Source organism: Thainema salinarum CENA647 (assembly GCF_057732415.1).
On sequence record NZ_JBYJZJ010000015.1, the window covers coordinates 553630 to 578566 of the forward strand.

The window sequence follows — 24937 nt, forward strand, 5'->3', positions numbered from 1 at the left end:
GAGGTTGAGCCGATGTCCTGGTTAATGACGACTGCGCTGCGCTGGCAAGGCTATCCGCTGATGCAGCAGTTGGAAATGGCGACTCAGTTTCCTGCGATCTCACAGCAGCAGGTGTTGCGGCAGCTACTCCAGCGACATGCGAAAACCCAGTTTGGTCGGGAGCATCGGTTTGATCAAATTCGTACTCCGGCTGATTATCAGCAGGCCGTCCCGATTCGAGACTACGAAGGCTTTCGGCCCTATATGCAGCAGATGATGGCGGGTGAGCCGGACATCTTGGTTAGTGAGCCTGTGCGGATGTTCACGATGACCAGCGGTACGACGGGACAGGCCAAATATATTCCCGTTACGCCCAGTGTCGAGCAAAGCGGCTCAGCCCTAATGCGTCATTGGCTCTACCGAATTTGGCTCAACTACCCTCGTTTTTTGAACGGCGGCATTGTTGGTGTTGTCAGCCCTGCGGTTGAAGGCTATACGGACGGCGGCATTCCCTACGGTAGCTTGTCTGGCCGCATCTATCAGCAGATTCCGCCGCTGATTCGTCGTCACTATGCTGTGCCCTACGAAGTGTTCGAGATTACAGATTACGACGCTCGCTACTGGGCCATTGCTCGGTTTGCCCTAGCCAGGGACGTTTCATTTCTCTGTACGCCCAATCCCAGCACGCTGAACCGCTTAGCGCAGGTCATGAGTCAGCACAGTGAATCGCTGATTCGCGCTATTCATGACGGTACGATGGGCGAATGTCTGCCTGCTGTAACCCAGTTCAACCTCGTAGCGAATCCTCAGCGGGCACGACAGCTTGAACGAATTGTTGACGCAACAGGTGGACTTAAACCAAAAGATTGTTGGCCACATCTGCAACTGCTTGGCTGCTGGACGGGTGGCTCTGTGGGGGCGCAAGCTCGGCAGCTAACCGCTGATTATGGTGCGTTACCGATTCGCGATTTGGGCTACTTGGCCAGCGAAGCGCGAGTAACGATTCCCTATCAGGACAATACGGCTGGCGGTTTGCTCGATCTCAACACCAACTTCTATGAGTTCATTCCTGAAGCCGAAGCAGAACAAGCCGATCCACCGATTTTGTTGAGCCATGAATTAGAAATCGGCCAGCGCTACCAGATTTTACTCACGACTCCCGGTGGTCTCTATCGCTACCACATCAATGACATTGTCGAAGTCACGGGTCGTTACCATCAATCGCCTGTGATTGCCTTCTTACGCAAGGGACGAGACATGAGCAACCTTACGGGTGAAAAGCTACATGTCAATCATGTGCTAACTGCGATCGCAACTCTTCAGCATCAGCTAAACTTAGCGATCATTGCCTATCGCCTAGTGGCAAACCCCACCGCCATGCGCTACGAGCTTTACCTGGAGACAGCTCAGCGTTTTTCTGCAACTGATGCAGAGCAGGTTTTGTCAGTACTTGATCAGACTCTAGCTCAAGTCAATGCTGAGTATGCTCAAAAGCGGGCTTCACAGCGGTTACAGCCACCTTGCTTACACTGGATGCGTCCGGGCTGGGCCGAGGCTATCAAGCGGCAGGCCATTGCCCAAGGTAAGCGCGATGTGCAGTATAAATGGCCGATGCTATGCCCAGAGCCGCTTTCTGAGGATATTTCAGCGATCCTGCAAACCCATCTCATGGCTGAGAGTACGGTACCCCATGCTCCATCCTGCTAAGCTACTGACATCGTTAGCGCCGACTCGCCATCCGCTCTGCTGGCTGTGGGGCTTGACGCTGCTGTTTTTTCTGCGGGTGCTGGGGCAAATTCTCGTTGTGGTTTGGCAGGTTCCCTTTTTGCCGCCGATGCCCCACTGGTATTCGGGTTTGCTACCTTATCCAATTTTGCTACCCACTCAAATCGCTATTCTCTGTCTTCAGATTAAACTGAATATTGACTTTGCTCAGCAGTCCGGCTTCTTCCAACAGCCAAAACCGCTGATTGGCAAAGGACTACAGTACTTTAGCTATTTGTATGCGACTGCAATGGCAGTCCGCTACGTTGCCACCATGATCGTCTATCCAGAACGCCGCTGGCTGGGTGAAGGAACGATTCCGATTGTGTTCCACTTTGTGCTTGCCACGTACCTCTGGCTGTGTGGCTGGGGTTATCGTTTGCGGAGACAGCCATGAGTCATTTTCTGCGTAAAAAGTGGCTGTGGTTGCTGCTGGCAGTACTAACCTGCATCGTTGTTTTAGTTATAGCAAATGGAAGTGCGATCGCAGCTTTCTGGCTTGGGCGTCAGCTCGGCTATGAACCAGCTATCTATGGTGTACGGCTAGATCGACACGTAACCGTGACAGCGCCTGACAATACAGCGCTAGTGGCCGATATCTACCATCCCCGCACGACTAAACCAACGCCGACAATTTTGGTGCGAATTCCCTACTCAAAGAAAATCAAGCACGTTCTATTTGCTCGCACGATTGGTCATCTCTGGGCCAGTCATGGCTATACAACCGTCATTCAGGGGACGCGCGGGCGCTATGAATCGGGCGGCAGCTATGATCCACCGTTCTTGAACGAAACTCAGGATGGTTTAGCAACGCTGGATTGGATTGCTCAGCAGTCCTGGTATAACGGCAAAATTGGCATGTGGGGCGGTTCCTATTTTGGCTATACCCAGTGGATCTTGGCCGATCAGGTTGATCCGGGGCTGTCGGCGCTGATTCTACAAATTTGCAGCACCGACTTTTACCGCATGTTTTATCCCGGTGGCGCGTTTTCGCTGGAAAGTGCGCTGTATTGGGCGACGCTCAGCTACGGCAAGCAGGATATCCCCCTACCTCAAGAGCAGCTACAGCAAGGATATCAGGGCTGGCCGCTGCTGGAGGCAGATGATCGGGCCGTACGCGATATTTCATTTTTCAATACCTGGGCGAGCGAAACCGAAGCGAGTAATTATTGGCGGTCGGTAGATCGGATAGAAGCCGATGAGCTGAAGGCTCCAGCACTTTTAATGGCGGGCTGGTACGATCCGTTTTTGCCCACCCAGATTGCTGACTTTCAGCAGATTCAGGCTAATGCTGCACCGGATGTTGCACAAGCATCTCGTCTAGTCATTGGCCCTTGGGTTCATGCCAATACCGTCACGTTTCCCGACGGTACTGAACCCCGCAACTATCGGCTCGAAAGCATTGGCCCCAGCCTACTCTGGTTTGAGCAGCATCTGAAAGACTCGCCTCAAACCGCTTATCCTGCACCTGTTCGCATTTACGTGATGGGCTTAAATACCTGGCGTGATGAAACGGAATGGCCGCTGGCTCGCACGGAATACACTCGGTACTATCTGCATAGTAACGGGCAGGCCAATACGCTCAATGGAGATGGTAGCCTCAGCCTAGAGCTTCCTGTTAAAGATGAATCTAGCGATCGCTTTGTCTATGATCCCAATAACCCAGTTCCCAGCGCAGGGGGTGCCATGCTGGGGCCAAATGCGGGGATTCAACCGCAAAATGCAGTGGAAGCGCGCGATGACGTTTTAGTTTACACTACACCACCGCTGGAGCAGGATGTCGAAGTCACGGGGCCAGTGCAGCTTACCCTGCAAGTTTCAACCACAGCACCGAATACCGACTTCACGGCTAAGCTGGTTGATGTGTACCTGACGGCAGTGCTTATAACGTTTCTGAGGGGATTCTACGCCGCGACTATCCTCAAAATAGCGATCAACCTACAGAAATTACTGTTAATCTTTGGCCGACTAGTCAGGTCTTCTTCCAAGACCATCAAATCCGCTTAGAAGTCTCCAGCAGCAGCTATCCTCGTTTCGATCGCAATCCCAATACGGGACGGTACATTCCCACTGAAGCCAATCCCGTTTCCGCCACTCAGACGGTTCACCACACGGCAGTTAGCCCTTCTTATGTGGTATTACCGATTATTCCTAAGTCTGCAAATTAGTGCTATAGCGGTTCTAGATAAAAACGAAAGAGCAGAGTGCCTTAGGATGAGGCACTCTGCTCTTTCGTTTTCTCACTCTTAACTGGAATCACTATAAGTGCTGAGTGAACGGGATAAGAATATTTCTAGTTCCAACTTATTTTGTGTCAGCGTTCCTGAGCAATGGTCTTCTGCCATTCAACGATGAGGCAATCAGCCAATTGCGAACCCAGTTGTCGTGATAGCGGAAGCCGTTGAGTTGCTCAAAGGGGCATAAGCACCCGCCCATTGCTTTGCGAGTCTTGCGACAAAAGGGATGGAAGTTCCAGAGTAAGGCCATCGAGCGCACCGACTGTTCCGCCGAGTCCCAGAATCCATGAAAATCTTGCATGGCATACAAGATGCGGTCAAGATAGTTCATCGGACGGTCAACCTGATTGCTGGTGCGATAGGCGTCAGGGAAGTCAAAGGCGCGTTGGAAGACGTGAGATTTGTCGTTGAGGCGTCGCAAGCGAGCGTCAATGGCCTGGGGCAACGCGTGGGTGTTCACCCACTCCAGCAACCGACGCAACCGTTGAGCAAAGTGACGTTTGCTCTGGCCCCGATACAGATGCCAAAGCTTGTCGGCTAGTTGCTGACCCAGGACTGGTTTAGAGCGGCACCCATCGCGAATTTTAATCACCTCATGCAGGAAGCACAGAATCCAGACCAGGCCAGGGAATAGCTCCTCCCAAGCGGCTCGGGTGGCCTCCCAACCATCAGTCGTCACCGTCTCGGGCGCATAGTCGGGAACATGATGGGCAGCTTCCTGCTGGAATACCCCATAGGCTGCGGTTAATCCATCCTGACCCGCATTGGCACTGAGACTGGCTCCCAGGACGCACCCTTGCGCCGCTGTCACTGCCAGATAGACTCGCTGCCCGTGCCAATCACAATGCTTCTCATCGGCAACTAGATGGGGGGGAGCGCCGTTTCCCTTTTGAGGGTACTGCCCACAATCGAGGCTCGACCGAACGACTGACAGAGCCGATACCAGTGCATCTCAGAACGGCCCAGCACATAGGCAATCCCCTCATACGACAGGCCATGCTTTCTTAAATAGAGCGCTTTGTCGGCCATCTCCGCCGTCTCGCTCATGTACGGCATCACCAAATCGGGACGCAGTTGATAAGCCTCTCCGGTACTCGGCAGCAAAATCCGCCGGGTCTTGAGCTGTTGACGAGAGGACTCGACCCATCCGTGAAAGCGATAGCCTGCCTCAATCCCGTCGGGAAACAGTTCCGGGTGGGATGCGATCTGCTCGTTGAGATACTGGCGAAAGGCTTCCCGGTCTTCTACTAAGACCTCGTAGTCAAGGTCGTCTGCAATGGGCAGACAAATCGTTTTATCGCCTGCTGTGCCACGCTTGCGTCGTTGCTGAGCCATCGGCTTTGGCCTGCTGAACTCTCTGCCTCAATTCTACTCAACACAAACTTGGGTGGAACTAGGAATATTTACTTACAGTTTGTGAAAACTCTGATTATGGCCTGCTCGTCTTAGGTAGTGTGACCTTATATATTTGGGTGCAACCAATTTGAAAAACGAATCTTTATTAAACCTATATTCAAATGTTAAATAAACAATGTTGCGATCGCATTTCTAAAATCTTTTTAGTCACCGGGGCCGCTTGTACGGCTCTATTAACAGCTTCTCTTCCAGCAGATGCGGCTACTTTTATCACCGAACGCTCAGCTTTGGGTGGCAACGATCAGGTTGATTGGGCCAGTCTGGGCAAAGTGTTCAATCCATTTGCGCCCGATCCCACTGCCTTTTTGCCGAGTAGTTTTGCCGCTACATCAGAGAATGGATTAGGCATTAATGTTGATATTCCTCAGCCCAGCACGGCCAGTATTACGCCACCATTTGTATTTGTGACGAATCCCATTCCGAGCGGTATTCCGACTAATTTTGCCCCAGGGGATTTTGTTCTATTTACAGGGTTTGATCCGAGTCCTGTTTTTCCGGCGATTGGCAATCCGGGGCCGTTGACTATCCTATTCGATACACCTGTTTTTGGTGCAGGCACTCAATTAGCTGTGGATGATGCGTTTACCTTTACGGGTTTTATCGAAGCGTTCGATCCATTGGGGAACCTAATCGCCTCATTCGAAACACCTGGCACATCTTCCCTTGATCTTGATAACTCTGCCGCGTTCTTTGGTGTTCGTAGCGATCAAGCCGATATTGCCAAGCTGGTTTTATATTCTTCTGTGCCACAGGCTGCTTTGGGCATCAATAGATTGAGCATTGTCACCGAAGATGTGCCTGAACCTGCCGCTATTTTGGGTTTGGTTGCAGTAGGCATAATAGGCGGGAACGTAAAGCGGATACGGGCCGTGAGCTAGGCTCTGTAGCCGTTTGATACACTTGGCAGGTTGCCTCTGAATTCTGCTGCTTGAACGGTTGTGGGTAGACATGTAGGATCAGCCAATTGTCCTCTGTCATCGGCCAAAGACTACCGGCTTTAACTAGTAAGGGGATTTGTTCCATCATCTGCTGAATCACAGAGCTTCCCCGGTCGAGACAATGTTCCCCGTCCATCTTCACCACAGGCTGCCACTCCTGATCGGCAACCAAGCGGCAATCACTACGCTGTGGAATGGTTGGATTAGTGCTTCTCCAGCTGTGCGTCAACCCAGAGCGCTATATTGTGGCTGCTTGTTGCTACACAATATGGCGCTCTGAGACAACGTGCAAGATGATCAGATCAGCAACCCCGGAGAACGCAATTACGGAGAACATATATGGCTAATTTGGGCAGAAAAATTTATCGGCGCATTAGTCCGGCAAAGCGCAGCTACGTTGACTACACCTACGACTAGCCGGGTAGTATGCCCGGTACGTTGCAAATTAAAGCGGGTGCTAGCCCACCGAAGATTGTTTTAATTGACTACAACTTGGATAACGCCATCCGATTAGCGATCGCAGATCCCGAAGACTGTGCTGCTCACTTAGATACGGAATCGGTTTCCTGGATCAACATTGATGGTCTGGGCCAAGAAGATACCTGGCGGCGGATTGGGCAGGTTTTTAGTTTACATCCTGTCGTTCTAGAAGATATTGTTAACGTACCGCAGCGTCCAAAATCCGAGGACTACAGGGATCAGCTAGTTACGGTGCTGCACATGGTGATGATGATACCTGACCAGCCTTGCTTTTTGAATGAGCAGGTGAGCTTTGTTCTCGGCTCTAACTATCTGCTTACGGTGCAGGAAGAACCTCAGTATGACTGCTTCGAACCTATCCGCGATCGCATTCGGCTGAATAAAGGAATTATCCGACAGCGCCAAGCTGATTATCTGCTGTATGCCTTAATTGATGCAATTGTGGACGGCATCTTTCCAGTATTGGAATCCTACGGTGAGCGAATTGAAGACCTAGAAGCAGAAGTTACCAGCGCACCGACTAACAAGACGCTGACTGAAATTCATCAACTGAAGCGAGAGCTGCTGTCGCTGCGACGATCGATCTGGCCGCAGCGAGAAGCCATCTCTGCCCTGCTGCGAGATGACTGTGCTCTGGTTAGTCCCGCTGTGAAAGTTTACCTGCGCGACTGTTATGAACATGTGGTGCAAGCATTGGACATGCTGGAAACCTATCGTGAACTAGCATCCAGCTTGATGGATGTCTATCTCTCGTCGGTCAGCAACAAAATGAACGAGGTGATGAAAACCTTGACGGTAATTTCAACAATTTTTATTCCGCTGACGTTTGTGGCGGGTATTTACGGCATGAACTTTAATCCCGATGCTTCCCCTTTCAATATGCCGGAACTGAACTGGTATTGGGGCTATCCAGCCGTTTGGATCGTTATGATTGGCATTGCTGTAGGCATGGTCTATTTCTTCTGGCGACGGGGATGGTTTGATAATTTTTCAACAATCACCCGAGGCTAGCCAACTCATATCCTGCAGTTTGCTGCACTGCAGCAAACTGCAGGATATGAGTCGAAGTACCCGTAAGGGGCATACTATTTTCTTGAAAAATCCTATAATCTGCAATTAATCCGTCAGACAAAAATCGCCCACCATATTTTGCAGGATTGACTTTCAACAGGTGCTTTGCAGTATTAAACGGTGAAAATATGGATGAACTGACAGCCTTAAAGCAAAAAGTAGCTCATCTTGAAGCTGAAAATGAAGAGCTGAAGCGGCTAGAAGGTATTACAAAAGACTTGTATGTTCAGGGAGTCTTCGAAGAAGCAAAGCAAAAGATTTTTGATTATTTTTCCCCTATTGCTAGGGCCGTTAGTGTTTTCACATCTGTGGCTGTTGTTCTAGTTACTGTTATCGGCGTCAAAGAATATATTAGCCTCAACCAAATCAGGAGCAAGATGGAAGAAGATGCTAGAAATCAATTAACAGTAAGCATTGATGAGGTCAAGGAGAAGGCCAGACGCGAAATTGATGAAATTATTAATCTTGAACTCGAAGATAAAATCGAAAGTTCTGCAACTCGAAAACTGTTGAGACAAGAAATTGATAATAAAATTATCGATATTAGGACGGCCTATGACAACAACTTTGTGATTCATAGAAAGCAGATAGATGGCATAGATAATGTTCTCAAGGCAGAAATAGACAAGATTATAGCTCAACAAGTAGAAATAGAAAAGATGATGGCCCAGCAGGTAGTTCTGGAGGACAAAATTCAGCAGTTAGAAACCACTACCTTAGCGAGCAACGATTAAAAGCAATATTTTCCACAGGAGCAAAAGTCGCGTCAAAAAGTCTTTACTTGCCAAATTCACAAAAAGGGGGAATACTTTTTTGTTTGTTTCTCCAAACCTGTGTCATTGGACTGATATAAATAAATCTCAGCTCAGCCTTTAGACTCACAGTTAATTTGCCTCAAAAATTTACTCTAAAGAGGACATTAACGCTTTGAGTATTCATCGGTATGGGAGCCACTACTGAAGCTGGGCTGTTTATGGTGACTCGCTTTCCCCAGCCAGGTCGAGCCAAGACCCGACTCATTCCGGTCTTGGGGCCAGAGGGAGCCGCGCAGTTCCAGCGACAGATGACAGAACATTTGTTAGCACGGTTCCAAAGGGTTTGCCGTAATCATCAGCTGGCTCTAGAAGTTCATTTTGCTGACGGCACGCTCACGCAAATGGCCGATTGGCTGGGATCTCATGTATCACTTCAGCCCCAGTGCGACGGCGATCTGGGACGAAAACTGAAGTATGCCTTTGAGCGGGGATTTGCGTCTGGACTGCGGCGCGTACTCATGGTTGGCAGCGATTGCCCCGGCATCGGTAGTTGGCAAATTACCCAGGCTCTCACTCAGCTCAACAGCCACGATGTCGTCCTGGGTCCGGCTGAAGACGGTGGCTACTACCTTGTAGGGCTGAAAACCCCACAACCTAAGCTATTTGAGACCATTAGCTGGGGGAAAAGCTGTGTGTTACAGCAGACCCTTGCGATCGCAAATCGTCACCGCCTCTCTGTTGCACTGCTCAATCCGCTGCCCGACATTGACCGACCCGAAGATTTGCCGCTGTGGACTACCTACTCTGGCGCATCTAGCAGCAGTCCCCAGGTGCGATTGTAGGGATGAACTCGCTGCACAGGGGTGCTACCGTCTGCTACCACCGGATGACCCTGGTTGTACCATTCAAAAATCGAGCCCTCTAGATTCATCACATTCTTGTGGCCCATTGCTTGCAGCTTTTCCGCCAGTTGAGCTGAACGGTAGCCTACAGAACAGTACAAAACCAGAGTTGCATCGGTAGGAATGTCCGCCTGCTGGATTGCCTCAACAGTCGGTAAATGGGAAGCACCGGGCAGGTGACTGACGGCATATTCTTCCTCCTGGCGCACATCAATTAATACGGGCGGCGGCAGTTCGTCCACCAGCCAGTTGGCCAACTTGGTCGTAGAAATGCTCTGCACCTGAGGAAACTGGCGTTGCACCATGCCCTTGACGAAGCTCCAGGCTATAGCGCGAAATGGTTTTAGGATGAAAAACTGGGAAACCAATACCATGATCGACTTCACCCCCTGGAATGACATGCTACAGGAATATGTTAACGACCAAGGCCAGGTTGATTACGCTCGTTGGCAACAAGAATCGGCTCAAAAACTTGACCAGTGGCTAGCCAGCGTACAAAAAACGAATTTACAAGCTCTCGATCGAGAAAGCGCGATCGCACTTTTGCTCAATCTCTATAACGCTCTGACCATTCAGCAGGTGCTGCAACAGTACCCGATTCGTTCGATTCGGCCCACGATCCTCGGCATTCCCAACTGGCTAGCCTTCTGGTGGTTCTTCAGCAAAAAGGTTTACACCCTCAACGGCCAGTCGCTTAGCCTTAACGCGATTGAGCATAATATTCTGCGATCGCGCTTTCAAGAGTCGCGGATTCACTTTGCTCTCGTATGCGCCTCCGTCGGCTGTCCCCTGCTAAGAGCGGAAGCCTACTTTCCCGGCAGACTGATCCAGCAGCTCGACGACGATGCCCAGCGCTTCATCAATAATCCAGACAAAGTACGCTATGATGCGGCCAGCCAAACCCTGCGCTGTAGCAAAATCTTTAAATGGTATCAGCCCGATTTTCTGGCGGCAGCAGGCTCAATCGTGACCTACATCAATCGCTACTACGCTGGCGGCAAGTTACCCAGCAAAACTCCAATCGCTTATCTGCCCTACAGTTGGAGCCTCAATCAGCGCACATCTTCATAGAACTGTTTCAACCGCTCAGCAGGCACACCAATGCCCCACAAAAAGCCAATCGCGAGGTAAATCAAATTGGCTTTCATCGCTCCCCACTGGGCCACCCGCCGATCTGAGGACTGCACCAGCCGATTTACCTGACAGATCCGTCCCCGCTGGGCCAACTTTAAACACAAATCCGCTTCTTCCATAATCGGCAGAGCCGGATCAAAACCGCCGCAGGCCCAGAAATCAACCCGTCGGCAAAACATCACCTGATCGCCAAACAGCAGTCGGAGTCCATCCCGGAAATAGCGATGGGGCCGAAATAGCAGTGGCGCATAGTGGGTTTTGAAACTATTGTGCAGCGTGATCCCCCAGCGTGTGGTCTGATCCCCAGCCATGACTGAGATAAAGCCACCGCAGGCAATCTCCGAATCAGCTAGGGTGGTGTCTACTAGCTGTACCAAGTCGTCAGGAACCAGCGTATCCCCGTGCAGAAAACAGAGAATATCGCCAGTCGCCAGCTCTGCTCCGAGATTCATCTGCGCAGCACGACCTTTTTGAGGTGCGATCGCAACTTGCGCTCCACGTTGGGTTGCAATAGCCACGGTTGCATCTGTACTGCCGCCATCCACGACAATCACTTCAGCCGCAGGCGGGGCCAGAATCTGCACATGGCGCAGGGTACGCTCTAAACAATTTGCCTCATTCAGAACAGGAATAATGATCGAAACGTTCGCCACAGAATCCTCAGCAACCCCCTACCTTGCCTTTATACTTGACCGTTATAGCGTTAGCGCCTTTGGCTCGGCCCGTGCCTGAGGGCAGATTATCCAGCTTCCAAGCGTTTACGGGTTCGCTCTAGTTCCGCTGCCAGCAAATCAGCATCCGGCAGCATCATCTGATACTCCGCTGCCATCACTTTATTCGCTAATCCTTCCAGAGCATAGTGCGCCACGGCCTCATCCTTTTTGTTGCACAAGATCAGGCCAACAGGTGGGTTCTCTTCCGGGTACATCCAGTGTTCGCGAGCATAGTTGAGATACAGATGCATTTGGCCTGCATCCGCATGGCTAAACTCTCCCAGCTTCAGATCCACCACAACCAAGCAGCGCAGGCGGCGATGGAAAAATAGCAGGTCAATCCGAAACCACTGATCGCCAATTCGGAGGCGGCGCTGGCGTCCCAGAAACGCAAAATCGCTGCCCAGTTCTAGCAGGAACTGTTCGATATGGGTAATTAATGCATCTTCCAAATCACTCTCGGAGTATTCATCCTTCAGATCTAGAAACTCCAAGACAAACGGGTCACGGATTTCGTCTTCGGGGCGAGTGAGATCCGTTTCTACCGCAGCCACTGTCTTGGATAACATCGCCGCTTTATTACGCGACAGCAGCGTCCGTTCATAGAACTGGGTTGAAATTTGCCGTCCCAGTTGGCGTACTGACCAACCATGCCGCAGAGCCTCCGCTTCATAAAACGCTCGGGCCTCGCTAGACTTAACTGATAGCAGCTTGACATAGTGTGACCAAGTAAGGGGAAATTGTCCAGACACCGTCTGGATAATCTCATTGGGCGCAGCGGCTGTTCGCTCAACTGCGTGAGGATAAGCCTGATAAAACGCTCGCATCTGGAACAGATTGCTGCGACGAAACCCCCGACCAAATCGGGCAGTTAGGTCTTCCGCCAGCTGCTCAACCAGAGCCGCGCCATATTCTGCCCGTTCAGTTCCACCCTGCTCCAGTTCAAAAATTCGACGACCAATTTCCCAGTATGTAGCCGTCATGATTGAGTTGACGGTTCGTGCAGCTGTGCGCCGAGCAGCTTCGAGCAGCTCAACCACCGCAGTTAGAACTTGGCCATACTCATTCTGCAAGCTGGCTGAATCTGGCTCGTTTAGGGGATCTGGCGTTTCCGCCATTGGCTCGTGCTTAGAATCTGACACTACTCATCCTACTTTTTTCATCAGGATAAAACACTAAAGCCCAAGCAGCATCTTGTTGCAGCGCAACAGTGAAAGCTCCTTGGGCTTTAGGTAAGGAATGGATGAGGTTAGCTTGAAGCGCTTAATTCTTCCTGCTGTTTTTGCAAACGGCGCTTGCGGGCGTAAAGTTGAATGATCACGGCAAACGCGATTACGGCTAGCCCAGTGCCCAACGCTGCCAGGTCAGTTGGCAAGCTATTTTTGAAGATCGCCAGCAGAACCACCAAGAACAGTAGAATCGTTGGCACTTCATTAATTTGCCGCATTCTCAGGCTGCTAAGCGAGCAGGTTCCCTCTTCTAGTTTGCGAATCAGGCGACCGCAGTAGTGGTGAAATCCAATTAGGAGCAGAACGAAAAATATCTTAGCGTGTAGCCAGGTTTCTTTCATGACAGCAGGCTCAGTGGAAATAATGCCGATGGCCATGACGATGGTGAAAATCATTGCTGGCGTCATGATCAGCTTGTAGAGCCGCCTTTCCATGCGGGTATACTCTTCCTTGATGGCCGATTTGATCGGTTCGGGCCGTTCTTCTGCCTCAATGTGATAGACAAACAAGCGAGGTAGATAGAACAAACCCGCAAACCAGGCCACAAAGCCCAAAATGTGAAATGACTTAAACCAGAGATATGCCATAGTGCTTGATGAATCTCGCGATCATATAGATTTTGATATTACTGTATTCCTGGATGACTCCTCAAAAGGCAATGATTTTTAGTATGCTTGCAGTGATGGTATAACCTTCTGGATTGATCCTACGGGTGCGACGACCCAGTTTGTCATTGGCCCCTGAGCGCACTTGCTCATGGAACAGTGTCTTAACATTGGGAAGCTTGAAGAAGAGCTTCAAGCCATTCTCCTGCAACCCCGATCTCCTTAAACATTACTTCAAAAGATATCCACCTTTTCACTTCACCTTCAAACATAGCCCATGCCTCCCATTCATCATCATGAATAACGTTTGGATTTAGTAAGATATGTGCATTATCGACTTTATTATGGTCATTAATCAATAAGCATTGTTGAAGATGTCGAGCACGGTATGCAAATTGATCTGAACCGTAGGAAAAATATTTCCTGTCATCCGACTCAACAGCATCGGGAAACCTTTCTTCAAATCTGATGTTTAAGTCAATAACGTCCTGATAATCCTGATAGAACCAAACTATTTCATCTGAAGAATAAAAGCTTCCACCCTCACAAAAATTCCATCCTTCCCATCCATTTGTTACTCTTAGAAAATCTCGATAAGAAGGTGGCAAATCGGTCTTCAAGCGCTGTTCAGCAACTCGAATTTGTTCCTCAGAAGCTCCAGGGTTACCCAACCATTGAAGTTCAACAGCATTTAATGGAATTTCATTATATTCCCATACAGATTTTTTCCTGAATTTATCTCTCTGATTATAAACATTGATAACTCTACGGCTCTCTTGCTTTAAAACAACACTCCGGACAGATTTAGGAGACTATCGCCCCGTAATCAAGCAGCTTTTGGTAATTAGGATGGGATTTAATAAAAGTCGGCTCCAAGTCAAACTGGTCAATAAATCGGTCTAAAAGATGTTGGTTGAGGGCCAGTCGTTTGAAAGAGGCGAGCGAGAAGCTCAGCGAATCATCGTCTTTCTGGTTGTTTTGCAACGCGACTTTAGCCAGGTTCAGTGCCATCAAACTGGCATTGACATGGGTGTCTATCGCTTCGGCAGAGCGAGCTTGACAGTCCACTAACCCGGTAAACTGACGAGCATCACGGAAAATAAATTCAATCTGAAATCGGGCCGTGTAGCACCGGTAAAGGAGGAACGGGTCAATGTTGAGGTCGGTAGAAAACAGCACGACATAACTGCGGCGACCCCGATGCTCTTTGAGCAGATAGGCCAACCGGATGTTGCGCTTGAGGCTGACCGACCAAACGATGGCGGTATAAAGATAAACTCCATCGTCCAAGCGTTTGACCAACTGAAATCGTCGGTGGTCTTGCAGGTTGACCTTGCCGTCAAAGCGTCGAGGAGCACCTCGCCCTTGGTATGGCCCCTCATAGAGGAACTTGAGGTTGGCATCACAGCGCAGTTTGCCAATCGCATGAAACCCGAGTTGCACCACGCCAGTGACCCACTTGTACTTGCTGTAAAACCCGTCGGCGACAATGTAGCGAATCCAAGTGGGGAAGAACGTCAGGCAGTAGGCCAGATGCCCCAGATAGAAGTCAATCCGGTTGCCCTTCGCGCCCTTTCCCTGTTTCGAAGACGCTCTCAAATGAGGTAAGTCTGCCTCGGTTTGCTGGGCAGACAGCGTGTACCCTGTATTCTGCTCCAGATCGACAATCGCCACCACTGACAGTTCTAAGCCCCGTTCTGGACGCTGGGTTTTACCGTTGTAGAACTGGTCTAGACCGTAGGTGTGCCGTCCACTTTTTTCCATAAAGGTGCAATCGACCACTGCGACCTGAACCGCCTCGTCTCGTCTTAATGGTTCTATCAGTGCTTGATTGAGTCCTTCGAAGCCAATGCCCCGTTCGAAGTGTCGACGGTAACTTCGCTCGCTTAAGTCACTGTAACGACTGAGGTTGGCGTAGTTCACCTTGCCACAGACCACGAAAATTGTGGTCATCAAGGTCAACAAAAACTGTTGTTGGGGTTTACCAAATGGCCTGCTGTCTCCAGCAAACCGGTTAGAATCCGATTGAGGCTATCCATTGGTGCGACATGTTAGGTACATTCGCACTCTACACGGTGGATAGCTTTCTTCGCACTCTCCCAAAAACTGTCCGGACTGTTGTTTAAAAAGACTTCCACTGCGATATGTCCATAGTAACTGCATCCGTTACTTGTTTTGCTATAAGGAATTTATATTAAATCCACAGCGCGATCGCAGATCTTGTAGGGTGCGTTAGGCATTAGCCGTAACGCACCGATTCTTGATAACTCTTAACAATGATGATTGATGGTGCGTTTGCTTAACAGCAACACACCCTACGCTAGAGGTGCGATCGCGCTAATCGATATCCGGATTAGCAGCATCGTCGGTGGATATAAAAGGCGAATATTCACTGTTCTGAGCTTCCTCATCTATTTCAGCTTCATCAACTGGACTGAATGGAGAATACTCAGGAGGTTCATTAACTGTTTCAACCTCAATTGGATTAAATGGGGAGTAACTTGGAGATGCATCTTCCAGAGGCAGTAATCCTTCATAGCGTCCACCTGCTTCCATTAGCGTTCTCAAGATGTGTTCATGTCCCCGAGAAGCAGCCCAGTCCATTGCTGTCCAGCCACTACGGCTGCGCCGATTTGGATCGGCTCCGGCTTCCAAGAGCATCTGTACAACTTCAATATTCCCCTCATAGGCAGCATCCATCAAAGCAGTTTCGCCCTCTGAGCTTTTAGCCTCAATATCTACTCCTTTGTCAATGAGCAGGCGAACTAAATCTGTAAATCCTGCTCGGACTACGCACATTAGCAAACTTGCCCCTGTGTTCCGTTGACGTCCATTTGTGTTTTCACCTTGTTCTATTAGGCGGCAAATCGTCTTTTTTGCAGGTGGTGAAGCTACAGCCAGTTCCATTGCCAAGCTCATTGGCATAGATCTCTTCTTAGCTATCATTGAAAACTACTAAATTGTCTTCAGTGCGATCGCAGATCTTGTAGGGGCGTTTCTGCCAAGCAAAAGCTTTGACAGCCCAGACTACTCATGTAACGAACCATCCGGCATGATTGTGCCAGCCAAATTCGCGTCGGTTAAGATGGCTCCGGTCAAATCGGCATCCCTTAAGTTTGCTCCACACAAAATAGCCCCGGTCAGATCGGCGTAACTCAAGTCGGCATTACGCAGATCGGCTTCGCTTAAGTCGGTAGGCTGCATATCGTGGTGGTGATTGCGGTTGAGCTGGGCGCGGCACAGTTTAGCTCCGTCCATGCGGGTGCGATACAGTGTGGCCCCGCTGAATTTGGCGTAGCACATGTCCGCATCGCTCAGAAGCGCCCAGCTTAAGTTAGTCACCTGATCCGAAGTGGGGCGCAGGTCGGCTTCAAACAAATTGGCCCGCACCAGTCGCGATCGCTCTAGATTGGCACCGCCCAGGGTTGCCTTACTCAAATTTGCCTGTCCCAGATCGGCATAATCCAATCGGGCTCCACTGAGATCGGCTTCTCGCAGAATCGCGCGGTACAAATCGGCTTCGCTCAGGTTAGTGCCCCATAAAATTGCTTCACTGAGGTCTGCCTCTCGAAAGCTGGCTCGGCTAAAGTCTGTTTTGCCCAAGCGCGACTGTCGCAGATCGGCCTGATTGAAGTTCACACCATGCATGTGGGCATCATGCAAATCCACCTCGCGCAGAATCGCTTTTTGAAAACTGCGATCGCCTGCGACATACCGATCTAGAACTTCTTCAACTGTCATATCTGCTGCCCTCAAGTGTTGCAAATGTGGGGTTTATAGAAGAGATGGCTACTTTCACACGCTGGTCAAAGCAAAACCCCTGAAGCTAGGTTAGCTTATATCCTGTAGCTTGAACCGAGTGCTGAATCAGCTAACGTTAACTAAATCTGCCATCACTTCAGCAACTGGCACAATTTGTTCGGCTCGTCCCACATTCGCCCCCGAAAAGAGCAGCCCATTTTCAATATCGCCCTTGGCGGCATTGGCGAGCGCTTGTAACATGCAGTAGGTTTGGCGCTGATCGCGGCAGAGACAGCTTTCGAGGCAGTTGGCAACACAGCGTCGTTTGATGCCGACAGATGCCGCCATTGCTTTCTCGGCAAATGCATTACGGAGGGCCCGCGCTGGCTTACCCACTGGGCTTGGCACCATGACGACATCCGCCGGAGTGGATTGGAGATGAAATTCTTTGTAGCGATCATCCGCATCGCACTCTTCAGTGGTAATGAAACGAGTACCCACCTGTACGCCACTGGCTCCGAGCGCTAGCATCCGCTCCACATCGGCTTGATTCCAGATGCCGCCTGTAGCAATCAGCGGAATATCGACGCGCAGGTGATGGTGGAGATAGTGCTGAATGCGGGGCAGCAGCATTTCAATTTGGCTGCTGTAATCGTCGCAGGTGCTGCCCACATGGCCGCCGACTGCTTTGGAGTTTTCGACAATAAACGCATCGGGCAACCGACCATACTGCTGATGCCAGGTTTGGCAAAGGGTTTGCGCAGCAGGCAGACCGCAGACCATTGGCACCAGCGCCACCTCTGGGTAGTCGGCAGTATAAGCAGGTAGCTGTAGCGGCAGACCTGCGGCGGTGATGATCAGATTGGCTCCGTTGGCAGCGGCAGTTTCCGCTAGCGTGGCGTAGTCGCGGGTTGCAACTAGGACGTTAACTCCAATGATGCCGTCGGGACTAATGGTGCGCGCTTTTTGCAGTTCATCGATTAGCGCGAGCTGATTAGCCTCGAAAAAGTTGCCCCGGCGGGACTGATTAAAGTGGGGCGAAGTTAGCCCTAAACCCAGCGCTGAGATAACCCCAACGCCTCCGGCATTGGCAACGGCTCCTGCCAAATTAGCACCAGAAACCCGCACCGCCATTGCGCCCTGGACAATGGGATAGCGAGCAACGTGCTGACCAATTTTGAGAGGAGAGTGCGATCGCAACATGATCTGTTCGATTGATAACTAAATAGCAATCTTTCGATAATACATCACCGTGCGACGATTACATGCCCCAGACTTCTAATTGCAGACCTTTAATCCCAGACTTCTAATCATATTGAGCAACGGTCTGCCATTCTTGAATAATGCTTGATGGAACAGGTAGCGTCACCTTGACTCCTTCAGCCGCTGGAATCTGTAAGCGCCAGGGCAGTTCGGCCCGCAGCTCCGCCAGAATTGGCTGTAAGTTGTACTGACCGACGTTTGGCTCCGGCGCACTTGCATCGGTGAACATTCGGCTGGAGGCATCGGCGGCTTCCAACGTTTGTCCCATTGAGCTGGTTAAAACCAGGGGCTGAGAGCGGTCAATGTCGGCTGTGCCAGGGAAGCCAACCAGTCGCAGATAAACCTGGGGATTGGCATCGGGCTGGATGCGTTTAAATGCGATCGCTTGCCAACTATTGTTGTGTTGATCCTTGAGCGTTTGCCGCGACTGGTAGACAACCTGTCCGGGTGCTTCTTCTAGCTGACGAATGGCAGCCAAGGCTGGCGGTGTTGAGAAGATGCAGCACAGCAGGGTTAAACCGACTAACGCCGTAACTACCAATAACGAAACTGTGCGCTGGAGCTGATGCCACATGGAAGTTGCCTTATGGAAAATTGAGTGAGGAGTGAGGAGCTACTACGAAGGGTCAAGTGCAACTCGTAATGCTTGCTGTACGCTGGCTTGCACGTCTGGCATGAACACGGAATACATGCCGCGCAGGTCGCCAACTTGGAAGTCGTAGGCTAAGTCTTGTGGGTAGTTGTCTTTGACGAACTGAGGGCGGCTGTTTTCGCTGCCGTGGCAGGCTAGACAGCTGGCTTCGACGTTGATGCGGCGGAAGTAGCGGGTTCCTGCTTGCCCATTGATCGTTTCTCGTTCCCAGAAGCCAATTAGGTCAGGATTCTGCTCAAATTGCGCTAGCGCTGCTTCGGCATTGGGATTGTCAGGTGCATGGGCGGGATTGCGATACTTGTTGGCGATTTGCTTCACCTGCCAACCGTTTTCCTGCCCCAGCTGCATTGCTTTCATGCCGACCGGCTTGCAGACTTCTTGCATCGTTTGGAGAGTTGGTTCCTCAGTCCGCCCCTCTAGTGTGGAAGCCAAGCCGGAACGCAAACCATCGAGGTGTTCAATTTCTTGCACGGCTTTAGCCAGTTCTGCGGGGTTGGTCTGTGCCCAGGCCGAAGTCGGATGCCAAACCACAAGTGCGATCGCACATCCGATAGTAAAAACGAGCCGATAGATGAGTTTTAGCATGAGTTCAGTCGATGAAGGGGTGAACATATCGAGCGATCTAGAGCAATCAGCCAACGCAGGGCGAACCTAAATCGCTAATCTATAACCATGAAGCGATTAATATCTTTATATAGCTATATGACTGCTTTGTCGAATATTTGTATTTACACTTCGTTACCGAACGTGAAACGGGCAAAACGTGGAGCTGCTGAAATAGGAAAACAAAGTAGATCGGCCTAAGTAGCTCCTCAAATCTGTTCGTTATTGCAAATCATCCGTAACCGGATGCAAAAACAAAAAATTCCACTAATGGGCTTGACAATTTAATAACTATTTAGTTATTAAATATGAGGGCAGGCTTTTCCTGCCGATTTCACTTCATACGTTTCCTATATTTTCATTCATTGAACTATGACTACATCTCTACAACAGCGCGATCGCGCTAATGTGTGGGAGCGGTTCTGTAGTTGGGTTACCAGCACAGAAAATCGGCTCTACGTTGGTTGGTTTGGTGTTCTACTTATCCCGACTGCTCTCACGGCTCTCATTGTCTTTGTCTTGGCATTTATTGCAGCACCTCCCGTCGATATTGACGGCATCCGCGAACCCGTCAGCGGTTCACTGCTGTACGGCAACAACATCATTACGGCGACTGTCGTTCCCACGTCCAACGCCATTGGACTCCATTTTTATCCCATCTGGGAAGCGGCGACGCTGGATGAGTGGCTCTACAACGGTGGTCCCTACCAGATGATCATTTTCCACTTTTTGATTGCCGTCTATGCTTACATGGGGCGTCAGTGGGAACTCAGCTATCGTCTGGGTATGCGGCCTTGGATTCCGGTTGCATTCTCTGCTCCGGCTTCTGCCGCAACGGCTGTTTTACTGATCTATCCGATTGGTCAAGGTAGCTTCTCGGATGGCCTGATGCTCGGCATTTCCGGCACCTTCAACTTCATGATTGTGTTCACGGCTGAGCATAATGTGCTGATGCATCCGTTCCATATGCTAGGTGTGGCTGGGGTCTTTGGTGGCGCACTCTTCAGCGCTATGCACGGTTCACTGGTAACCTCCAGCTTGGTGCGGGAAACGACTGAAACGGAGTCGCTCAACTACGGCTATCGGTTTGGTCAAGAAGAAGAAACCTATAACATTGTGGCCGCTCATGGCTACTTTGGTCGGCTGATCTTCCAATATGCCTCGTTCAACAACTCGCGATCGCTGCACTTCTTCCTTGCGGCTTGGCCGGTAATTGGGATCTGGTTCGCCTCGCTCGGCATCAGCACCATGTCATTCAACCTGAATGGCTTTAACTTCAATGATTCTGTGCTGGATGCTCAGGGCCGCCCGATCGCAACTTGGGCCGACGTTCTCAATCGAGCCAACATGGGGATTGAGGTGATCCACGAGCGTAATGCGCACAACTTCCCGCTGGATCTGGCGGCTAGTGATATTCAGCCAATTGCACTGGTTGCACCTGCGATCGCAGGTTAAGCCGAGTGAAACTAATGGGTCCTAACTAAGGTGTATTTCAACTGAAACCTGACACTGAGGAAGCGTTTTGGAGAGTCGCTTCCTCAGTTTTTTTAGTAATGGGGAGTTGGGTTTTGGGTGTTAGGTGCTAGGTGTTGAGTGTTGGATGCCAGGTGCTAGTTTTTGGGTGTTAAGTATTGGTGTCAGGTGTTGGGTAATGAGTTTTTACAGTCTTTATGCCTCATGCCTCACGCCTTACGCCTCACGTCTCACGTCTCACGTTTTACTTCCTCACAGTAGGGTTTGAGCTAAATTGGGGTTGATTGGTGGCTAGACCCATTGCGTATCGAACGAGTTCGCGCTTGAGTGGTGAAACATGTTCGATCCCAAACAGGCCCAGCCGACGCATCAACTGTAGTGGTAGCCAGCTATTAGAAAACAAGCGATTAGCTAGATCGGTGCCAAATAGAACTGTTGCGTTATCTGGCTGACGCTGGCGCTGATACTGCTGGAGGAGATCGGCGTGTCCTGGATCAAGGCCGAGAGTCTGTGCCCGAGTTAGCAAAGAGGCTAAGACAGCGACATCCCGTAAGCCCATATTTAGCCCCTGCCCCCCCACGGGATGAGTGGCATGGGCGGCATCTCCGACGAGTGCCAGTCGGTGAGCCTGGTAGTTCCGGCTGTGCTGATAACGAGGGCTGTAGCAAGCCCGTGCAGAAACCGATAGCACCTGTCCTAAATCAGGACTGATTCGAGGAGCCATTGCTTCAATAAACGCTGCATCATCTAGAGCCAGTAAGCGATCGCGCTGCTGGGCTTGGGCTGTCCAAACGACACAACTGCGATGGATGTTGGGTGAGCCATTAGGCGCAATCATCGGCAGAATGGCAAACGGCCCGCTACGATGAAACCGCTCATATCCCGTTTGGTAATGCGGCAGTTCAGTGGTGATGGTGCAGACAATGAGCGCTTGCGGGTAATCCCGCTTGGAAACGGGAATATTAGCCCAATGCCGCACCCAGGATTGGTGACCATCTGCACCAACCACCAGATAAGCAGAAACCTGCTGCACCTCATCCTGATGTTCCAAGGTGACTTGCAGATGACTGGGCTGAGCGGTGATTTCCGTTACCTTGGCAGGACGTAACCACTGCACCTGGGGAGCAGCCATAACAACCTCAGTTAATGCTGTTGTTGTCACCTGATTTTCCACAACGTATCCCAGTGCCGGAACGTCTAGATCTTCCCGGTGCAAGGTGGTCGTTAGGGGAAACCCTTCATCCGATATGACAACTTGATGGATGGGAGAGACTCCCAGGGTTTGCATCGTTTGCCAAGCTCCAATCTGATCCAGGATATAGGCTGAGCCAAGTGCGATCGCACTTGCTCGGCTGTCGTTTTGTAATGACTGTGGGTCGGTGCGTTCAATGATGCCGACCCGCAGTGATGTGGTTCTCAAAGCAGCGGCTAAGGCCATGCCAACCATGCCGCCGCCGACTATCAGGACATCGTAGTCAACCATGATTTATGAGTTTCTAAAGAGAGCACTAAAAAAGAGGATGTTTCGCTGTACAAACTGCATCGGCACAGCAAAACATCCTGGTCTGAATCCTATTCGTGATTGAAAGACTTCACACGTTCCATAGCTGAATGCCTCTAGCCAAAAGCGCTGCAAATAGAGGAATGAGCGCTAGCCCGATCAGTTCTCCTCGAATCAGCCAATTCAGCCGCTGCACTTGTGGCAGCTCAAGGCTGGGACATTTGCCGTTACGTAAATCCTTGACCCAAGACAGAAACGAAAAGGTAGGATAAATCGATAGCAAACTAACGATAATAAACAGACCAACTTTGATATAAAAAACCGGACTGTTGAGATAATATTCCGTTCCTTTACCAAAATAAAGGACTCTCAAAACTCCCGTAATTAAGATGACCGTCGCTGACAACCCATAAATTGCGTCTGCCGTTAGTACGCGCCAAGCGTCTGCAAGATTAAGATCTTTCTTCAGCGTTTGATTTTCAATGACTAACGCTCCAAACGCCAACATGAAACCTAAGTAATGTAAATAGGCAGTGATTGCGCTACCCCACATTTGCTTTCCTTTTTACTAAAACACGAAGAGGGTATTTCGCGCCGCAACGCGGCGGCAAAATACCCATTTCACCACGAACTATAGCGCTATGCGCGTTGGTCAAATACGGTTATATGAGGCACGCAGCGCTCCACATAACTGTTTTCGTACGTAACAGTTTTTGTATGTAATGCGGCTACACGTAATACGCTTGTCAACCGCTACAAATGGTTGGTCAATCAACAGATTGCAGATTGGATATGGCTTACTCGTGATGACAGCCACATTTGCCTGCATGATCACCTTCTGCGTGATCGTGAGCATGATTATGTTCTTCTGGAGAACCGACAGCCAAAGATCCGGTCAGATAAGCTGCGATCGCAGTGTCTGGATCTGTTTCAGATGTCACCAGTGGCTGAATTCCTTTAGCGTCCAGCCGACGGGCTAAGCCTCGACCCATGCTACCGCTGATGAGTACCTGAACCGTATCTAAGGGGTGAGTTGTTTTAGGAGAACTTTCGTGGAAGCTTTGGCTTTTTGCCAGTTGTAGCAGCTGTTTGTTTTGAATCGTGTCAGCGTCTACATCGTAGATCCAAAACTTTTGGCAGTGCCCCAAGTGAGCCGTTACATGAGTTTGGTCTTGACTGGATACAGCAATTTTCATACAGACTCCTATGGTGTGGAGGAATTGAGTGAACGTGAAGCGAGTTACATCAAGTCTGGTTGAAAACCCATAATTTATTTTTGTGAAACATTTGCTTCGCAAACGTTTCACAAAAATAAGTAGGGTTCTTATACACAGACTGGATATTAGTTGTAGAACGATCAGCTAGCCTGTTGTGGAGATCGGCAAAACTGGACAAGTTAATGATAGGTTTTCAGATTGGCATCAGCATATATACTTAACCTAAGTACATGCTCTGATTGCTTCAGGTACTAGCTAAACCCACCACGGTTGTTCGCCAGTTCGAGGATCAGTCTTAGTCCACGGCGAAATCAAGATGGTGTTATCAACAACGGCCACCTGAACCAGCTTCAAAGGTAGGGGAGCTGGCCCTCGAATAACTGAGCCATCCGGCGCATAGCGAGAACCGTGGCAGGGGCACTGAAACTGCTGATCGGTTTCGTTCCAGGGGAAGGTGCAGCCGAGATGGGTGCAGTTATCGACTAGCCCCATGCGGTCGAGGGTGCTGTCTGCTTGAACCGTAAGGTATGTCGGCTCACCCGCTAACCCTGCGACTAAGGCGCGGGTGCCGGGTGGTTCGGCCAAAATTTGACTTGCCGGAATCGGTTTACCCAGAATATCTTTGGCGATAATAGCGCCTCCAGCTCCCGTCGGTTCGGCAGGTGGTACAAACACCTTGCCCATTGCGTAGAGAGCAGAGCCAGCGGTGGCTGCAACGGTTGCCCCGGTCAAGAAGTTGAGCAGTTGCCGCCGAGATAGGGACGGGCTGTCTAACGGCAAACTGTTGTCCATACTATTGCTCATCGTTACTCACCTCCACTCAAATGGCGTATTCGGCTTGCTGGGCCAGTCGGTTGGCGGCAGGGAGACGCTCGATGACGCGCTGCATCTTTTCACTAGCATCCAGCGCGATTTCTTTAACGCGGGGATTATGCACCATTAAAAACATGATCAACGGATCAACCGCCGAAACTTCTACTCTGCCGTCTTCATGCTCCTGTACCACCACGTTACAGGGATACATGACTCCCGCTTTATCATCGGTTTGCAGGATTTGATAGGCAATCTGAGGATGACAGGCTCCTAGAATCTTGTACTGTCGAAATGAGGCTCCTAGCTTTTTCTGAAAGGCAGCCTGGACGTCGATTTCCGTTAAAATGCCAAAACCGTCTTGTTTAAGGGATTCGGTTACTTGTGCGATCGCATCTTCGAAGGACGCATCAACCACTTTGCTGAAGTGATAAGTCATGATTAAGTTCTCAAG

At 50.3% G+C, this 24937-nt stretch carries 26 protein-coding genes and 1 pseudogene; 9 read left to right on the forward strand and 18 right to left on the reverse strand.

What is annotated here, in order from left to right; genetic code table 11:
- Positions 1-12: 12 nt before the first annotated feature.
- The 3 genes and pseudogenes from AC286M_RS04185 (at position 13) to AC286M_RS04195 (ending at position 3911) form a co-directional block, all read left to right on the forward strand.
- Positions 13-1686, forward strand: coding sequence for a GH3 auxin-responsive promoter family protein (locus tag AC286M_RS04185; RefSeq protein WP_488203189.1), 1674 nt, complete (start codon positions 13-15; stop codon positions 1684-1686).
- Positions 1670-2140, forward strand: coding sequence for a hypothetical protein (locus AC286M_RS04190; RefSeq protein WP_488203190.1), 471 nt, complete (start codon positions 1670-1672; stop codon positions 2138-2140). The genes AC286M_RS04185 and AC286M_RS04190 overlap by 17 nt, the downstream gene beginning before the upstream one ends.
- Positions 2137-3911, forward strand: a pseudogene (locus AC286M_RS04195) (CocE/NonD family hydrolase). The gene AC286M_RS04190 and the pseudogene AC286M_RS04195 overlap by 4 nt, the downstream one beginning before the upstream one ends.
- A 136-nt stretch (positions 3912-4047) precedes the next feature.
- Here the strand turns inward: AC286M_RS04195 and AC286M_RS04200 are convergent.
- Together AC286M_RS04200 and AC286M_RS04205 are read right to left on the reverse strand one after the other, a co-directional pair.
- Entirely contained in the window at positions 4048-4791 is a 744-nt protein-coding gene (locus tag AC286M_RS04200) for a hypothetical protein (RefSeq protein ID WP_488202632.1), read from the reverse strand.
- 50 nt (positions 4792-4841) lie between these two features.
- Positions 4842-5315: a hypothetical protein gene (locus AC286M_RS04205; protein WP_488202633.1), complete on the reverse strand. Its 474-nt coding sequence runs from the start codon at positions 5313-5315 to the stop codon at positions 4842-4844.
- Between the two features lie 182 nt (positions 5316-5497).
- Here AC286M_RS04205 and AC286M_RS04210 point away from each other — a divergent pair, with 182 nt between their 5' ends.
- The 4 genes from AC286M_RS04210 (at position 5498) to AC286M_RS04225 (ending at position 9482) form a co-directional block, all read left to right on the forward strand.
- The gene (locus tag AC286M_RS04210) at positions 5498-6274 is read left to right on the forward strand and encodes a PEP-CTERM sorting domain-containing protein (RefSeq protein ID WP_488203191.1); all 777 of its coding nucleotides are present in this window, start codon (positions 5498-5500) and stop codon (positions 6272-6274) included.
- A gap of 486 nt (positions 6275-6760) precedes the next feature.
- Positions 6761-7825 carry a magnesium/cobalt transporter CorA gene (corA, locus tag AC286M_RS04215; protein ID WP_488203192.1) on the forward strand — a complete coding sequence of 355 codons (1065 nt, stop codon included), beginning with the start codon at positions 6761-6763 and terminating at the stop codon, positions 7823-7825.
- 188 nt (positions 7826-8013) lie between these two features.
- The gene (locus AC286M_RS04220; protein ID WP_488203193.1) at positions 8014-8619 is read left to right on the forward strand and encodes a hypothetical protein; all 606 of its coding nucleotides are present in this window, start codon (positions 8014-8016) and stop codon (positions 8617-8619) included.
- Positions 8620-8828: 209 nt separating this feature from the next.
- Positions 8829-9482 carry a TIGR04282 family arsenosugar biosynthesis glycosyltransferase gene (locus AC286M_RS04225; protein ID WP_488203194.1) on the forward strand — a complete coding sequence of 218 codons (654 nt, stop codon included), beginning with the start codon at positions 8829-8831 and terminating at the stop codon, positions 9480-9482.
- Here AC286M_RS04225 and AC286M_RS04230 read toward each other — a convergent pair.
- Positions 9440-9916: a rhodanese-like domain-containing protein gene (locus tag AC286M_RS04230; RefSeq protein WP_488203195.1), complete on the reverse strand. Its 477-nt coding sequence runs from the start codon at positions 9914-9916 to the stop codon at positions 9440-9442. The two genes, AC286M_RS04225 and AC286M_RS04230, sit on opposite strands and share 43 nt — an antisense overlap.
- Here AC286M_RS04230 and AC286M_RS04235 point away from each other — a divergent pair.
- The gene (locus AC286M_RS04235) at positions 9915-10613 is read left to right on the forward strand and encodes a DUF547 domain-containing protein (protein WP_488203196.1); all 699 of its coding nucleotides are present in this window, start codon (positions 9915-9917) and stop codon (positions 10611-10613) included. The two genes, AC286M_RS04230 and AC286M_RS04235, sit on opposite strands and share 2 nt — an antisense overlap.
- Here AC286M_RS04235 and AC286M_RS04240 read toward each other — a convergent pair.
- The 10 genes from AC286M_RS04240 to AC286M_RS04285 all read right to left on the reverse strand — a co-directional run bounded on the left by AC286M_RS04240 (position 10595) and on the right by AC286M_RS04285 (position 19464).
- On the reverse strand, positions 10595-11329 hold the full coding sequence (locus tag AC286M_RS04240; RefSeq protein WP_488203197.1) for a TIGR04283 family arsenosugar biosynthesis glycosyltransferase: 735 nt from the start codon (positions 11327-11329) through the stop codon (positions 10595-10597). The genes AC286M_RS04235 and AC286M_RS04240 overlap by 19 nt on opposite strands.
- Positions 11330-11415: 86 nt before the next feature.
- Positions 11416-12531: a PDDEXK nuclease domain-containing protein gene (locus AC286M_RS04245; protein ID WP_488203198.1), complete on the reverse strand. Its 1116-nt coding sequence runs from the start codon at positions 12529-12531 to the stop codon at positions 11416-11418.
- Positions 12532-12638: 107 nt separating this feature from the next.
- A complete protein-coding gene (gene hemJ, locus AC286M_RS04250; RefSeq protein WP_488203199.1) occupies positions 12639-13205 on the reverse strand; it encodes a protoporphyrinogen oxidase HemJ in 567 nt (188 codons plus the stop codon).
- Between the two features lie 182 nt (positions 13206-13387).
- The gene (locus tag AC286M_RS04255) at positions 13388-13894 is read right to left on the reverse strand and encodes an SMI1/KNR4 family protein (protein ID WP_488203200.1); all 507 of its coding nucleotides are present in this window, start codon (positions 13892-13894) and stop codon (positions 13388-13390) included.
- A gap of 133 nt (positions 13895-14027) precedes the next feature.
- Positions 14028-15176 carry a transposase gene (locus AC286M_RS04260; RefSeq protein WP_488203201.1) on the reverse strand — a complete coding sequence of 383 codons (1149 nt, stop codon included), beginning with the start codon at positions 15174-15176 and terminating at the stop codon, positions 14028-14030.
- Between the two features lie 384 nt (positions 15177-15560).
- Positions 15561-16169 carry an ankyrin repeat domain-containing protein gene (locus AC286M_RS04265; protein WP_488203202.1) on the reverse strand — a complete coding sequence of 203 codons (609 nt, stop codon included), beginning with the start codon at positions 16167-16169 and terminating at the stop codon, positions 15561-15563.
- An 81-nt stretch (positions 16170-16250) separates the two neighbouring features.
- Positions 16251-16964 (reverse strand): heterocyst differentiation pentapeptide repeat protein HetL, encoded by a 714-nt coding sequence (gene hetL / locus AC286M_RS04270; RefSeq protein WP_488203203.1) that lies wholly within the window; start codon positions 16962-16964, stop codon positions 16251-16253.
- Between the two features lie 126 nt (positions 16965-17090).
- A complete protein-coding gene (locus tag AC286M_RS04275; RefSeq protein WP_488203204.1) occupies positions 17091-18167 on the reverse strand; it encodes an NAD(P)H-dependent flavin oxidoreductase in 1077 nt (358 codons plus the stop codon).
- Between the two features lie 103 nt (positions 18168-18270).
- Positions 18271-18801: a DUF3122 domain-containing protein gene (locus AC286M_RS04280; protein ID WP_488203205.1), complete on the reverse strand. Its 531-nt coding sequence runs from the start codon at positions 18799-18801 to the stop codon at positions 18271-18273.
- A 42-nt stretch (positions 18802-18843) separates the two neighbouring features.
- Complete coding sequence (locus tag AC286M_RS04285; RefSeq protein WP_488203206.1) at positions 18844-19464, reverse strand: Tll0287-like domain-containing protein; 621 nt, start codon at positions 19462-19464, stop codon at positions 18844-18846.
- Positions 19465-19854: 390 nt separating this feature from the next.
- Here AC286M_RS04285 and psbA point away from each other — a divergent pair, with 390 nt between their 5' ends.
- Positions 19855-20937 carry a photosystem II reaction center subunit D1 gene (psbA, locus tag AC286M_RS04290; RefSeq protein WP_488203207.1) on the forward strand — a complete coding sequence of 361 codons (1083 nt, stop codon included), beginning with the start codon at positions 19855-19857 and terminating at the stop codon, positions 20935-20937.
- A gap of 262 nt (positions 20938-21199) precedes the next feature.
- Here psbA and AC286M_RS04295 read toward each other — a convergent pair whose 3' ends face one another.
- The 5 genes from AC286M_RS04295 to AC286M_RS04315 form a co-directional block, all read right to left on the reverse strand.
- Positions 21200-22438 carry a UbiH/UbiF/VisC/COQ6 family ubiquinone biosynthesis hydroxylase gene (locus AC286M_RS04295; protein ID WP_488203208.1) on the reverse strand — a complete coding sequence of 413 codons (1239 nt, stop codon included), beginning with the start codon at positions 22436-22438 and terminating at the stop codon, positions 21200-21202.
- 109 nt (positions 22439-22547) lie between these two features.
- Positions 22548-23009, reverse strand: coding sequence for a DUF2214 family protein (locus AC286M_RS04300; protein WP_488203209.1), 462 nt, complete (start codon positions 23007-23009; stop codon positions 22548-22550).
- Positions 23010-23253: 244 nt separating this feature from the next.
- A complete protein-coding gene (locus AC286M_RS04305; protein WP_488203210.1) occupies positions 23254-23652 on the reverse strand; it encodes a NifB/NifX family molybdenum-iron cluster-binding protein in 399 nt (132 codons plus the stop codon).
- A gap of 276 nt (positions 23653-23928) precedes the next feature.
- The gene (petC, locus tag AC286M_RS04310) at positions 23929-24477 is read right to left on the reverse strand and encodes a cytochrome b6-f complex iron-sulfur subunit (protein ID WP_488203211.1); all 549 of its coding nucleotides are present in this window, start codon (positions 24475-24477) and stop codon (positions 23929-23931) included.
- A 16-nt stretch (positions 24478-24493) separates the two neighbouring features.
- Positions 24494-24922: a DUF302 domain-containing protein gene (locus AC286M_RS04315; protein WP_488203212.1), complete on the reverse strand. Its 429-nt coding sequence runs from the start codon at positions 24920-24922 to the stop codon at positions 24494-24496.
- Between the last annotated feature and the right edge of the window lie 15 nt (positions 24923-24937).

Coding starts and splice junctions, on each gene's coding strand:
- AC286M_RS04230 (WP_488203195.1), bottom strand. CDS start 9,916: ATGGTATTGGTTTCCCAGTTTTTCATCCTAAAACCATTTCGCGCTATA.
- AC286M_RS04210 (WP_488203191.1), top strand. CDS start 5,498: ATGTTAAATAAACAATGTTGCGATCGCATTTCTAAAATCTTTTTAGTC.
- AC286M_RS04265 (WP_488203202.1), bottom strand. CDS start 16,169: ATGATAGCTAAGAAGAGATCTATGCCAATGAGCTTGGCAATGGAACTG.
- AC286M_RS04260 (WP_488203201.1), bottom strand. CDS start 15,176: ATGACCACAATTTTCGTGGTCTGTGGCAAGGTGAACTACGCCAACCTC.
- AC286M_RS04285 (WP_488203206.1), bottom strand. CDS start 19,464: ATGCTAAAACTCATCTATCGGCTCGTTTTTACTATCGGATGTGCGATC.
- AC286M_RS04225 (WP_488203194.1), top strand. CDS start 8,829: ATGGGAGCCACTACTGAAGCTGGGCTGTTTATGGTGACTCGCTTTCCC.
- corA (WP_488203192.1), top strand. CDS start 6,761: ATGCCCGGTACGTTGCAAATTAAAGCGGGTGCTAGCCCACCGAAGATT.
- AC286M_RS04205 (WP_488202633.1), bottom strand. CDS start 5,315: ATGGCTCAGCAACGACGCAAGCGTGGCACAGCAGGCGATAAAACGATT.
- petC (WP_488203211.1), bottom strand. CDS start 24,477: ATGAGCAATAGTATGGACAACAGTTTGCCGTTAGACAGCCCGTCCCTA.
- AC286M_RS04185 (WP_488203189.1), top strand. CDS start 13: ATGTCCTGGTTAATGACGACTGCGCTGCGCTGGCAAGGCTATCCGCTG.
- AC286M_RS04220 (WP_488203193.1), top strand. CDS start 8,014: ATGGATGAACTGACAGCCTTAAAGCAAAAAGTAGCTCATCTTGAAGCT.
- AC286M_RS04275 (WP_488203204.1), bottom strand. CDS start 18,167: ATGTTGCGATCGCACTCTCCTCTCAAAATTGGTCAGCACGTTGCTCGC.
- AC286M_RS04300 (WP_488203209.1), bottom strand. CDS start 23,009: ATGTGGGGTAGCGCAATCACTGCCTATTTACATTACTTAGGTTTCATG.
- AC286M_RS04295 (WP_488203208.1), bottom strand. CDS start 22,438: ATGGTTGACTACGATGTCCTGATAGTCGGCGGCGGCATGGTTGGCATG.
- AC286M_RS04280 (WP_488203205.1), bottom strand. CDS start 18,801: ATGTGGCATCAGCTCCAGCGCACAGTTTCGTTATTGGTAGTTACGGCG.
- AC286M_RS04235 (WP_488203196.1), top strand. CDS start 9,915: ATGATCGACTTCACCCCCTGGAATGACATGCTACAGGAATATGTTAAC.
- psbA (WP_488203207.1), top strand. CDS start 19,855: ATGACTACATCTCTACAACAGCGCGATCGCGCTAATGTGTGGGAGCGG.
- hemJ (WP_488203199.1), bottom strand. CDS start 13,205: ATGGCATATCTCTGGTTTAAGTCATTTCACATTTTGGGCTTTGTGGCC.
- AC286M_RS04305 (WP_488203210.1), bottom strand. CDS start 23,652: ATGAAAATTGCTGTATCCAGTCAAGACCAAACTCATGTAACGGCTCAC.
- AC286M_RS04315 (WP_488203212.1), bottom strand. CDS start 24,922: ATGACTTATCACTTCAGCAAAGTGGTTGATGCGTCCTTCGAAGATGCG.
- hetL (WP_488203203.1), bottom strand. CDS start 16,964: ATGACAGTTGAAGAAGTTCTAGATCGGTATGTCGCAGGCGATCGCAGT.
- AC286M_RS04190 (WP_488203190.1), top strand. CDS start 1,670: ATGCTCCATCCTGCTAAGCTACTGACATCGTTAGCGCCGACTCGCCAT.